Genomic DNA, 11,616 nt, shown 5'->3' with positions numbered 1-11,616 from the left:
TCGCCATGACATTTACACTTCAAAATCTGATCGCACTGTTACCGCTGATGATCGTCGGATTGACAGTGGTGGTGGTGATGCTGTCCATTGCGTGGCGACGCGACCATTTTCTTAATGCCACACTGACCGTTATTGGTCTGAACGTTGCCCTGCTTTCCCTGTACTACGTGGGGCAAGTGGGTCCACAGGACGTCACTCCGCTATTACGTATCGACGGTTACTCAATGTTCTACATTGGGTTGGTGCTGCTGGCGAGCCTCGCCACCAGCACGTTCGCCTACCCGTGGCTGGCCGGTTATCCGGACAACCGCGAAGAGTTCTACCTGTTGGTGCTGATTGCAACCATGGGTGGCATTCTGCTGGCGTGCTCTAACCATCTGGCCTCAATGTTCCTCGGGATCGAACTGATTTCGTTGCCACTGTTTGGTCTGATTGGTTATGCCTACCGTCAGAAGCGTTCGCTGGAAGCTGCCATTAAATACATGCTGCTCTCTGCTGCAGCATCATCCTTCCTGCTGTTTGGTATGGCGCTGCTGTACGCGCAGTCAGGTGATCTGAGCTTCGTCGCGTTGGGCAGAAATCTGGCCGATGGCGTGATGTTGCACCAGCCGCTGTTGCTGGCGGGTCTGGGCATGATGATTGTTGGTCTGGGATTCAAGCTGTCGCTGGTCCCTTTCCACCTGTGGACCCCGGACGTTTATCAGGGCGCACCTGCGCCGGTATCAACCTTCCTGGCAACCGCCAGCAAGATTGCTATCTTCGCCGTCGTGATGCGTCTGTTCCTGTACGCACCGGTGGCGGACAACGAAGCGATTCGCATCGTGCTGAGTATTATCGCCTTCTGCTCGATTCTGGTCGGTAACATTATGGCGATCAGTCAGAGCAACATTAAGCGCCTGCTGGGTTACTCGTCTATCGCCCATCTGGGTTACCTGCTGGTCGCACTGATTGCAGTACAAACCCATCAACTGTCGATGGAAACCGTTGGCGTTTATCTGGCCGGTTATCTGTTCAGCAGCCTGGGTGCATTCGGCGTTGTTAGCCTGATGTCCAGCCCGTACAAAGGCCCGGATGCTGAATCACTGTTCTCCTACCGTGGTCTGTTCTGGCATAAGCCAATCCTGTCTGCGGTAATGACCGTGATGATGCTGTCACTGGCCGGTATCCCGATGACCCTTGGCTTTATCGGTAAGTTCTACGTGATTGCAACCGGTGTTACCGCGCATCTTTGGTGGCTGACCGGTGCCGTTGTTGTGGGTTCTGCGATTGGTCTTTACTACTACCTGCGCGTAACGGTGAGCCTGTTCCTCAGCGCGCCGGAAACGCTGGTGCGTGATACCCCGAACAACTGGGCGTTGACCGCAGGTGGTGTGGTGGTGCTGATCTCCGCGATTCTGGTACTGGCACTGGGTATTTACCCGCAACCGCTTATAACCCTGGTTCAGATGGCGCAACCGCTGCTGTAATTGCGGGTCGCCGAATCTCCCGAAGCCGCTCCTGTGAGCGGCTTTTTTTACGTCTGTGTTTTGTACTGAAAAACGCATTTGTGTGATTTGAGTCACATTTATATGTACGTTCATATGTAAATTACATCGATATTGTGATCTATCCCATTTCATTATTCCCGCCAATGCGTACACTGCGCGCTTGTCCAAATTCGTATAGGTTCACACATCATGAATGTACTGGTGATGATCGCCATTACTACCGGTATTCTCTCCGGCGTCTGGGGTTGGGTCGCCATCAGCCTTGGCCTGATAAGCTGGGCGGGTTTCCTTGGCTGTACGGCTTATTTTGCCTGCCCGAAAGGCGGGCTGCGCGGGCTGGTCATCAGTACGCTGACCTGCCTGAGCGGTGTTTTCTGGGCGGAAGTGATCATTGCGGGCAGCAGTCTGCGCCCTGAATGGACTCTCGTGGGCTATATGCTGACCGGCATTGTGGCATTTTTGATGTGTTTGCAGGCCTGGCAGCAGTGGCTGGCCTTTGTTCCCGGTACTTTCATTGGTGCCTGCGCGACTTTTGCGGCGCAGGGTGACTGGCGCCAGGTGGTGTTATCCCTGTTAGTTGGTTTGCTGTTTGGTTATGCCATGAAAAACAGCGGTCTGTGGCTGGCCGAGCGGCGCGAGAAGCAACTGCGTGCTGCGCAGCAAACACTGCATAATGACGCGACATTCCCGCCAGTACAGCGGTCGGAAGGTTCTTAAAAGAGTAATGGCTACGCTTCTCCCCGCTTTTGGCACTGCACGCAGGACGAATCTGCGCTAGGGTTAATGGGTATTGTGATAACCACAAAAAAGGAGATAGCCATGTCTAACCAATTTGAACCTCGCCAGAATGGGCCACAGCAAACTTCCCTGGATGACGATTTACGAATGCTTTCTGAAACGCTGGAAGAGGTGCTGAAATCTTCCGGTGACAAAGCTGACCAAAAGTACATTGAGATTAAAAGCCGTGCAGAGCAGGCGCTGGAAGAGGTGAAATCACGCCTTAGCGGTACCGCCAACTCATACTGCGCCAAAGCCCGTCAGGTTGCTGAGCAGACCGATACCTACGTACGCGACAATCCGTGGCACGGTGTCGGTGCTGGTGCTGCTGTAGGCTTAGTTATTGGTCTTCTGTTACGCCGCTAAGTATCTATGACTCAGTGTTTATGACAGAGGCAGCTCAGGCTGCCTCTGTTTTTTCCCCTTTAATGACTCCTGCGAAGTACCTTCTACCCCTTCATATCCTCCGCCTCTCGCTACGGTTTGATCTGCCGCATATTATCAATCTGCGTAACGCCGCATAATTCTCCCGTATTTGATTTAACCTGTTATTTGATCCAGAAGGGTATTCCTGCCCGACATCAAACCCATCGGATACGACCTGAGGTTACGGTGAAACAGATTTCAGCAATTATTGACCAGTTGGATACGGCCCTGTCAGGGGATTTTCCCGACGCAGCAGGCCTGCGGCAGTTGAGCTACGTACTGGCTGACCAACCGGAAAGTGGCATGCTGGAATGGCTGAACGCACAAACTTGTTACCCCAAATTCTACTGGCAGCAGCGGGATGAAAATGAGGAGGCAGCCCTATGTGGCGATGGTTGCACTTTTGGTCACCTCGCTGAGGCCCAGGCCTTTTTGCGACAATATCCACAACTATCCGAATTACGCATCTGGGGGCTGAATGCCTTTCATGGGGCAGATGCTGTGGCTTTGGATGCTAATGCACTGTTTTTACCTCGCATTGAAATCCACCTCCAGGCCGGAACGTGCAGGCTTTTTTGTAACCTCTACAGTGCGAGCTCTCTACGCGACGAAGCTAAACGGATGCGGACTTTCCTGCGTTCGCTGGTCAAGAGCCGTCCATTGCCTGCGCTGACATCTCACGTATTGCAGCATCAACACCTGCCCGCAAAACCACAGTGGGAACAGATGGTCAACAGCGCTCTGACCAGCATCGGGCAAGGCCATTTTGACAAAGTCGTGCTGGCGCGTAAAACCACGCTGAGCCTCAGTCAGCCACTGAATGCCGCCGCTTTTTTAGCCGCCAGCCGTGCGGTGAATCACCACTGTTATCACTTCATGCTGGCCTTTACGGCGCAACAGGCGTTTCTGGGCTCCAGCCCCGAGCGGCTTTTTATGCGGGAAAACCATGAACTTTCAACGGAAGCGCTGGCCGGAACGGTCGCGGGAGCCGTGGAAAACCTCCAGGCCCATGAACTGGGGCAGTGGCTGCTGAAAGATGCCAAGAACCAGCGTGAAAATATGCTCGTGGTCGATGATATCTGCCAGCGATTGCAGGGGAGTGCGCACTCGCTGGATGTGATGCCCGCTGAAGTGTTACGTCTGCGCAAAGTACAGCATCTGCGTCGAAGCATTCACGCGGTTCTGGCCCATACGGATGACGCAAATTGTCTGCAACGGTTGCAACCGACTGCTGCCGTGGCCGGGCTACCGCGCCAGGCGGCACGCGACTTTATTACGCATCATGAACCTTTTGACCGCCAGTGGTATGCCGGTTCGGCCGGTTTTATCAGTCTGGCACGCAGCGAATTTGCGGTGGCACTCCGTTCTGCGGCGGTGAAGGGGGATGAGTTAGCGCTGTTTGCCGGGGCCGGTATCGTCGCGGGTTCCGATGCTGCGCAGGAGTGGCAGGAAATTGAGAACAAAGCTGCAGGGCTGCGCACCCTGCTGGAAGAGAACGTTGTGCTCGTCGAAAACGTTCTGCCACAAGAAAACTATGCGCCTGCCGTCCGGGCCGGTTAAGCCAGTTTTGCCGGAGTCACTCATGTCATCGACGCTTTCTACCGCCATCTTCAACCGCCGCTGGGCAACGCTGATCCTCGAAGCGCTAAGCCGTCATCAGGTGCAGCACGTCTGTATCGCGCCCGGTTCACGCTCGACGGCGCTGACACTGGCCGCCGCCGCGAATCCGCGCCTGATTTGCCACACGCATTTTGACGAACGTGGCCTCGGTCATTTGGCGCTGGGACTGGCAAAAGCCAGCGGGCAGCCGGTAGCAGTCATTGTCACGTCGGGAACGGCGGTGGCGAATCTTTATCCCGCCATAATTGAAGCCGGGCTGACCGGTGAACGTCTGATCATGCTGACCGCTGACCGGCCGCCGGAGCTGATTGACTGTGGTGCCAACCAGGCGATTCGCCAGCCAGAGATGTTCGCCAGCCATGCCCAACAAACGCTAAATCTGCCACGTCCGACGCCGGATATCAGCGCTCAATGGCTGGTATCCGCCATCGACAACGGCATCTTTGCACTGAATCATGGTGCGTTGCATATCAACTGCCCCTTTGCCGAACCGCTGTATGGCGAAGAAGGTGACGATTTTCTCGACTGGTCCCAAAGCCTTGGCGACTGGTGGCAGGATGACCAGCCGTGGCTGCGTTATTGTGCGCCCCGGCCACACGCTGCTCAGCTAGACTGGGCAGAATGGAGGCAAAAACGCGGTGTGATCATCGCTGGTCGAATGGGGCCGCAGGAAGGACTGCAACTAGCAACATGGGCGCAAACTCTTGGCTGGCCATTGCTCAGCGATGTGCAGTCACAAACCGGCAATCCGCTACCTTATGCTGATTTATGGCTGGCAAGTCCTCAGGCTAAAATGATCCTGGCACAGGCCGAACTGGTGGTTCAGTTTGGCGGCAGTCTGACAGGCAAGCGCCTGTTGCAATGGCAGTCCAACTGCCAGCCGCCTGAATACTGGCTGATTGATCCGCTGCCGGGCCGTCTTGATCCGGCGCAGCACCGGGGGCGCCGTTTACAAGTGCCGGTCGGCGAATGGCTGGCTATGCATCCGGTGCAACCGCAGGTTCCCTGGGCAGCGGCGCTGGGATTGCTGTCCCAGTTGACGTGCGAAAACATGCAGGGACGTCTGGCAACACATTTTGGTGAAGCCACGCTGGCGCAGCGTCTCCCTGCGCTGCTGCCGGAGAACGGCCAGCTGTTTCTCGGCAACAGTTTGGTGGTGCGTCTGGTGGATTCGCTGGCGCAGTTACCCGCCGGGTATCCGGTCTTTGCCAACCGCGGGGCCAGCGGTATTGATGGATTGATTTCCACGGCCGCAGGCGTACAGCGTGCAACGGCAAAACCGACGCTGGTGCTGATAGGCGATCTCTCCGCGCTATACGATCTCAATGCGCTGGCGCTGATGCGTCAGTGTTCTGCTCCGACGGTGATCATCGTCGTGAACAATAACGGCGGCCAGATTTTCTCATTGCTGCCCACTCCGCAGGCGCAGCGCGAGCGTTTTTACTGTATGCCGCAAAATGTCGACTTCAGCCACGCGGCAGCCATGTTCGGGCTTAATTATGCCAGCCCGGACAATTTCACCGGGCTGACCGACGCGGTGAATGCGTGCTGGCAACAGGGCGGCGTGACGCTGATTGAACTGAAAGTCAGCCCGACTGACGGCGCTGAAATATTGCGTGATTTGGTCACACAGGCAGGGAACGTATGACACTTTCCTGCCTGCGGGTTAACGGACATATTACCGGTAAACCCTGGCTGATTTTCCTGCATGGCTTGCTCGGAAGTGGTGATGACTGGCAGACGCTGATGCCGTGGTTTTCCGACTGGCCTTGCCTGCTGATTGACTTACCGGGCCATGGCGCGTCGGCGGGTATTACCGCCGCGGGCTTTGCCGACGTCAGCCAGCAGCTCAGTTCAACGCTGCAACAGCATGGCATTCATGACCACTGGCTGATCGGTTATTCCCTCGGCGGGCGCATCAGTTTGTATCACGCCAGCCACGGCGACATTCGCGGTTTATGCGGCGTGATAGTCGAAGGGGCACACCCTGGTCTGAAAAGCCTGCGTGACCGCCAGCAGCGCCGCCACCATGACCAGTTATGGGCTACACGTTTTCGCTTTCAGCCTATGGCGCAGGTGCTGTCGCTCTGGTATCGCCAGCCGGTGTTTAGCGACCTCACCGATGAGCAGCGCCAACTTCTGGTCGCTCTGCGGCTCAACAATACTCCTTCTGCGCTGGCAGCCATGTTCACTGCTACATCGCTGGCGGTACAGCCTGACCTGCGTGAGCGTCTGTCACGTCTGGCGCTGCCGGTCGTCTGGCTATGCGGCAACCATGATTTGAAATTTATCACCCTCGCGCAGCAGGCGAATTTCCCGCTGCGACTCATCGCCAATGCCGGGCATAACGCCCATCGCGCCAATCCTGCGGAGTTTGCCTGTCAGGCGCTGGCACTGATTTCTTCACCTGTCTTAAAGGAAATAGAACATGATCTATCCTGATGAAAAACTACTCTACGCGCCGGTTGAATGGCTGGATTTTACGGGCGAATTTGAAGATATCCGTTATCACAAATCGACCGATGGTATTGCGAAGATCACCATTAACCGTCCGCAGGTACGTAACGCGTTCCGTCCGCTGACCGTGAAAGAGATGATCCGCGCGATGGACGATGCACGCCATGACGACAACATCGGTGTGATTGTGCTGACCGGTGAAGGCGACAAGGCCTTCTGTGCGGGCGGTGACCAGAAAGTCCGCGGCGACTACGGCGGCTATCAGGATGCCAGTGGCGTGCATCATCTTAACGTGCTCGACTTCCAGCGTCAGATCCGTACCTGCCCGAAACCAGTGGTAGCGATGGTGGCCGGTTATTCCATTGGTGGCGGTCATGTGCTGCATATGATGTGTGACCTGACTATTGCTGCTGATAACGCCATTTTCGGCCAGACTGGCCCGAAAGTTGGCTCGTTTGACGGCGGCTGGGGTGCCTCTTACATGGCCCGTATCGTCGGCCAGAAAAAAGCTCGCGAAATTTGGTTCCTGTGCCGCCAGTACGATGCTGCTGCCGCGCTCGATATGGGGCTGGTTAACACTGTCGTTCCGTTGGCCGATCTGGAAAAAGAGACTGTTCGCTGGTGCCGCGAAATGCTCGAAAACAGCCCGATGGCACTGCGCTGCCTGAAAGCCGCGCTGAACGCTGACTGCGACGGACAGGCTGGTTTGCAGGAACTGGCGGGTAACGCCACCATGCTGTTCTACATGACCGAAGAGGGTCAGGAAGGCCGCAACGCGTTTAACGAAAAACGCCAGCCGGACTTCAGTAAATTTAAGCGTAATCCATAATGCGCCGCGCCACGGTGTACCGGTACAGCCTGCCAATGGAGGCTGGCGTGGTGTTGCGAAATCAACGGCTGAAATTCCGCGACGGGCTGCTGGTGCAGCTGTGGCAGGATGACAAAACGGGCTGGGGCGAGATTGCGCCGCTGCCGGGATTCAGCCAGGAAAGTCTGGAACAGGCGCAGCAGGCCACGCAGCACGCGCTGGCGCAATGGTTGCAGGGTGCATCGCTCAGCGCGGTAGCTTCGGCGTTTGGCGCGCTGCCGTCGGTGGCTTTTGGTTTAAGCATGGCCGATGCCGAACTGAGGGCGCTGTTACCGCCAGCCGCCAGCACCCGCAGCGCGCCGTTGTGTCATGGCGACCCCGATGAACTGTATGCCCGCCTTGACGCACTGCCCGCAGACGTTGAGGGTAAAAAAATCGCGAAGGTCAAAGTGGGGCTGTATGAAGCCGTGGGCGATGGTCTGAATGTCACTATGCTGCTGGAAGCCCTGCCTGATCTCCACCTGCGTTTGGATACCAACCGCAGCTGGACTCCCAGCAAAGCCGCGGCTTTCGCGCGTTATGTGGCGCCTGAGTTGCGGCCACGACTCGCTTTTATCGAAGAGCCCTGCAATACCCGTGAGCAGTCGCGTGAATTTGCCCGCGACACCGGAATTGCCATTGCCTGGGATGAGAGTGTGCGAGAAAGCGGCTTCGAGGTCCATGCTGAACCGGGGCTGGCAGCCATTATTATCAAACCGACCCTTACCGGCAGTCTGACCCGTTGCCGGGAATTGATCTCTCAGGCGCACCGCGCCGGATTGCAGGCGGTGGTCAGCTCCAGTATTGAATCCAGCCTTGGACTGAACCAGTTGGCGCGCATGGCGGCGTGGCTGACTCCGGATACCCTTCCAGGGCTGGATACGCTCGATCTGATGCAGGCACAGCTGGTACGCCGCTGGCCTGAGTCATCTTTACCATTAATAAATGCAGACCAACTGGATCCGATATGGCAGGGATAGATAACTGGCCCTGGCGCGAATGGGCTGACCGGACGTCGTTTTCCATCGCGCTCAAAACACGCGAAATGGCGTGGTGCTGGCATGATTTACAGCAGCGTGTGGATTCGCTGGCTGCGGGGTTTATTCAACAGGGGGTCTGTGAAGGCACCGGTGTCGTGTTACGCAGTAAAAACAGCCCCGATGCGTTGCTGGCTTATCTGGCCTTGCTGCAAACCGGCGCCCGGCTTTTGCCACTGAACCCGCAGTTACCCGTATCTTTATGTGCCGAGCTGCTGCCATCACTGAATATCACTTTTATCCTTGATCTTAGTGACACGTCTTTAGGGCTCAATTGGCCTGCGCTTGAACTATGTTATGCCGCTCCTGGACGAAATCATGCCGTGTGGCAGCCACAGCGTGTAGCAACGCTGACGCTTACTTCCGGCTCCTGCGGGTTGCCGAAAGCAGCGGCGCACAGCACACAGGCGCACCTCGCCAGCGCTGAGGGCGTACTCGGGTTGATTCCGTTTACGCAGAACCACAGTTGGTTGCTTTCCCTGCCATTATTCCACGTCTCCGGGCAGGGGATTATCTGGCGCTGGCTCAGGGCCGGTGCCACGCTGGTGCTGACGGACAGTGAACCGCTGGAAACCGCGCTGGAAGGTTGCAGCCATGCTTCGCTGGTTCCGACCCAACTCTGGCGTTTGTTGCAGCAACCCGCGCTTCCGGCAAACTTGCAGGATGTATTACTGGGCGGCGCGCACATTGCTCAGGAGCTCACCGAACAGGCTGAACGGGCCGGTATCCGTTGCTGGTGCGGCTACGGGCTGACGGAAACAGCATCGACCGTCACGGCCAAACGCGCCGATGGGACGTCAGGTGTCGGTTATACACTGGCCGGTAAAGAGGTGATGCTGGTGGACGGTGAGGTGCTTATCCGCACGCCAAGCCTGGCCGTCGGATACTGGCAACATGGCGCACTGACGCCGCTAACCGATGCTGAAGGCTGGTTCCATACCCGCGATCGCGGTGAGTGGCAGGATGATGAACTGCATATTGCGGGGCGGTTGGATAATCTGTTTTTCAGCGCGGGAGAGGGCATTCAGCCGGAAGATATTGAGCGGGTGCTTGAGTCACATCCGCAGGTAGAACGCGCATTTGTACTGCCGCTGAATGACGCCGAGTTTGGCCAGCGGCCGGTAGCGCTGGTGGACTCTCACCCGGATTTGACGTTTGAACAACTGACTGCGTGGCTGCAAGGGAAACTGGCCCGTTTCCAGCAGCCAGTACGCTATTACACGTTGCCTCTGGAGGCTGCGCAGGGGGGCATTAAAATTTCCCGTCAAAAACTTAAGCTGTGGCTAGAAAGTCAGCCCATCTGATGACCTATTGACGCAAAAAGAAGGGCCGCCCTGTCTGCACAAGGCGGCCCTTTTACTTCGAATTACATCAATCAGGCTTTCAGGGCTTGTTCCACACCGGCGCCATAGGCCGGATCGACCTTATAGAAAAGGTCGAGCTGGCGTTTTTGCGTTTCCGGTGAGGCGTGTTTCAGTTCCCCGGCGATGCGACCAAACATGCGCTGATGCTCTTCATCAGACAGCAGGTTGAACAGCAAACGTGGCTGAGTGAAATAGTCGTCGTCTTCACGGTGATTCCAGTGATCGGCTGCGCCTTCAATCGTCAGCGGGGGTTCGCTGAAATCAGGTTGTTCCTGGAACAGACCGGCGCTGTTTGGCTCATACGTCACGCCATTGCCGCTGTTGCCGTCCACACGCATGGCACCATCACGGTGATAGTTATGGAACGGGCATTTTGGTGCATTAACCGGGATCTGGTGATGATTGACACCCAGACGGTAGCGATGCGCGTCGCCGTAGGAGAATAAGCGGCCCTGCAGCATACGGTCCGGTGAGAAGCCCACACCAGGGACGACGTTCGCCGGGCTCATTGCCACTTGCTCAACTTCGGCAAAATAGTTTTCCGGATTACGGTTCAATTCAAACTCACCCACTTCGATCAGCGGGTAGTCTCCGTGTAGCCAGACTTTGGTCAGATCAAACGGGTTGTATGGTAATTCTGAGGCTTCATGTTCTGGCATGATCTGCACGAACAATTTCCAGCGTGGGAAATCCCCGCGTTCGATAGCGTCATACAGATCGCGTTGGGAGCTTTCGCGGTCTTCGCCGACCAGTTTCACTGCTTCTTCATCCATCAGGTTTTCAATACCCTGCTGGCAGACGAAGTGGAATTTCACCCAGAAACGCTCGTTTTCAGCATTGATAAAACTAAAGGTGTGGCTGCCGAAACCGTGAATGTGGCGATAGGAGTTTGGCAGGCCGCGGTCACTGAAGTCGATGGTGAGCTGATGCAGAGATTCTGGCAGATGGGAGAAGAAGTCCCATTTGTATGCCGGGTTACGCAGGTTGGTGCGCGGATCGCGTTTAACAACGTGGTTCAGGTCAGGGAATTTCAACGGATCACGCAGATAGAACACGGGAGTGTTGTTGCCTACCAGATCCCAGTTGCCCTGCTCGGTGTAGAACTTCATCGAGAAACCGCGGATATCACGTTCTGCATCTGCTGCACCACGCTCACCGGCTACGGTGGAGAAGCGGATAAACATTTCGGTCTGCTTGCCAATTTCAGCAAAAATATTGGCGCGGGTAAATTTGGTGATGTCATGTGTCACGGTAAATGTCCCGTAGGCACCAGAACCTTTAGCGTGCATACGACGTTCAGGGATCACTTCGCGGTCAAAATGCGCCAGCTTTTCAAGGAACCAGACATCCTGCAACAATAGTGGTCCACGGCGACCGGCTGTGATCACATTATTATTATCAACAACGGGAGCACCGGCTGCGGTGGTTAATCCTTTTTTCTTCATGGGCGAAATCCTTCCAGTAGTTGTAGTTAAGATCGTTAATCGGGTGGCATTCTTAAAAATAAAGGGAGCAATCAAGCCCCGAAAATCGGTGGCGCAGTACGGTATCCTTCCGTGAGGTTCACCTTTCCTGGTGCAGTTCACTCTACCTTTATGTTT

Annotated in this window: 10 protein-coding genes; 9 read left to right on the top strand and 1 reads right to left on the bottom strand. The window is 56.0% G+C overall.

Annotated features, from left to right (window positions below):
* Positions 1–5: 5 nt before the first annotated feature.
* The 9 genes from nuoN (at position 6) to menE (ending at position 9,955) form a co-directional block, all read left to right on the top strand.
* The gene (gene nuoN, locus ACZRKO_RS09845) at positions 6–1,466 is read left to right on the top strand and encodes an NADH-quinone oxidoreductase subunit NuoN (protein ID WP_463737010.1); all 1,461 of its coding nucleotides are present in this window, start codon (positions 6–8) and stop codon (positions 1,464–1,466) included.
* A 210-nt stretch (positions 1,467–1,676) separates the two neighbouring features.
* Positions 1,677–2,204 (top strand): DUF1097 domain-containing protein, encoded by a 528-nt coding sequence (locus ACZRKO_RS09840; protein WP_463737009.1) that lies wholly within the window; start codon positions 1,677–1,679, stop codon positions 2,202–2,204.
* 102 nt (positions 2,205–2,306) lie between these two features.
* Positions 2,307–2,630, top strand: coding sequence for a stress response protein ElaB (gene elaB, locus ACZRKO_RS09835; RefSeq protein ID WP_463737008.1), 324 nt, complete (start codon positions 2,307–2,309; stop codon positions 2,628–2,630).
* Positions 2,631–2,876: 246 nt separating this feature from the next.
* Positions 2,877–4,250 (top strand): isochorismate synthase MenF, encoded by a 1,374-nt coding sequence (menF, locus tag ACZRKO_RS09830; protein ID WP_463737007.1) that lies wholly within the window; start codon positions 2,877–2,879, stop codon positions 4,248–4,250.
* 22 nt (positions 4,251–4,272) lie between these two features.
* The gene (menD, locus tag ACZRKO_RS09825; RefSeq protein WP_463737006.1) at positions 4,273–5,958 is read left to right on the top strand and encodes a 2-succinyl-5-enolpyruvyl-6-hydroxy-3-cyclohexene-1-carboxylic-acid synthase; all 1,686 of its coding nucleotides are present in this window, start codon (positions 4,273–4,275) and stop codon (positions 5,956–5,958) included.
* Complete coding sequence (gene menH, locus ACZRKO_RS09820; protein ID WP_463737005.1) at positions 5,955–6,752, top strand: 2-succinyl-6-hydroxy-2,4-cyclohexadiene-1-carboxylate synthase; 798 nt, start codon at positions 5,955–5,957, stop codon at positions 6,750–6,752. Before menD ends, menH begins: the two co-directional genes overlap by 4 nt.
* Entirely contained in the window at positions 6,739–7,596 is an 858-nt protein-coding gene (gene menB / locus ACZRKO_RS09815) for a 1,4-dihydroxy-2-naphthoyl-CoA synthase (protein WP_463737004.1), read from the top strand. The genes menH and menB overlap by 14 nt, the downstream gene beginning before the upstream one ends.
* A complete protein-coding gene (menC, locus tag ACZRKO_RS09810) occupies positions 7,596–8,594 on the top strand; it encodes an o-succinylbenzoate synthase (RefSeq protein WP_463737003.1) in 999 nt (332 codons plus the stop codon). The genes menB and menC overlap by 1 nt, the downstream gene beginning before the upstream one ends.
* Positions 8,582–9,955 (top strand): o-succinylbenzoate--CoA ligase, encoded by a 1,374-nt coding sequence (gene menE, locus ACZRKO_RS09805; protein WP_463737002.1) that lies wholly within the window; start codon positions 8,582–8,584, stop codon positions 9,953–9,955. Before menC ends, menE begins: the two co-directional genes overlap by 13 nt.
* Before the next feature lie 71 nt (positions 9,956–10,026).
* Here the strand turns inward: menE and ACZRKO_RS09800 are convergent, their stop codons facing one another.
* Positions 10,027–11,460 carry a catalase gene (locus tag ACZRKO_RS09800; protein WP_463737001.1) on the bottom strand — a complete coding sequence of 478 codons (1,434 nt, stop codon included), beginning with the start codon at positions 11,458–11,460 and terminating at the stop codon, positions 10,027–10,029.
* Positions 11,461–11,616: the final 156 nt, after the last annotated feature.

The organism is Ewingella sp. C233 (genome assembly GCF_055407225.1).
The sequence above is the reverse complement of the archived record's forward strand: the minus strand, read 5'-3'. Positions and strand labels throughout refer to the sequence as shown.

Excerpts from the sequence above, each read along its gene's own strand:
- ACZRKO_RS09800 (WP_463737001.1), bottom strand. The coding sequence starts at position 11,460 with ATGAAGAAAAAAGGATTAACCACCGCAGCCGGTGCTCCCGTTGTTGAT.
- ACZRKO_RS09840 (WP_463737009.1), top strand. The coding sequence starts at position 1,677 with ATGAATGTACTGGTGATGATCGCCATTACTACCGGTATTCTCTCCGGC.
- menD (WP_463737006.1), top strand. The coding sequence starts at position 4,273 with ATGTCATCGACGCTTTCTACCGCCATCTTCAACCGCCGCTGGGCAACG.
- menC (WP_463737003.1), top strand. The coding sequence starts at position 7,596 with ATGCGCCGCGCCACGGTGTACCGGTACAGCCTGCCAATGGAGGCTGGC.
- menE (WP_463737002.1), top strand. The coding sequence starts at position 8,582 with ATGGCAGGGATAGATAACTGGCCCTGGCGCGAATGGGCTGACCGGACG.
- elaB (WP_463737008.1), top strand. The coding sequence starts at position 2,307 with ATGTCTAACCAATTTGAACCTCGCCAGAATGGGCCACAGCAAACTTCC.
- nuoN (WP_463737010.1), top strand. The coding sequence starts at position 6 with ATGACATTTACACTTCAAAATCTGATCGCACTGTTACCGCTGATGATC.
- menB (WP_463737004.1), top strand. The coding sequence starts at position 6,739 with ATGATCTATCCTGATGAAAAACTACTCTACGCGCCGGTTGAATGGCTG.
- menH (WP_463737005.1), top strand. The coding sequence starts at position 5,955 with ATGACACTTTCCTGCCTGCGGGTTAACGGACATATTACCGGTAAACCC.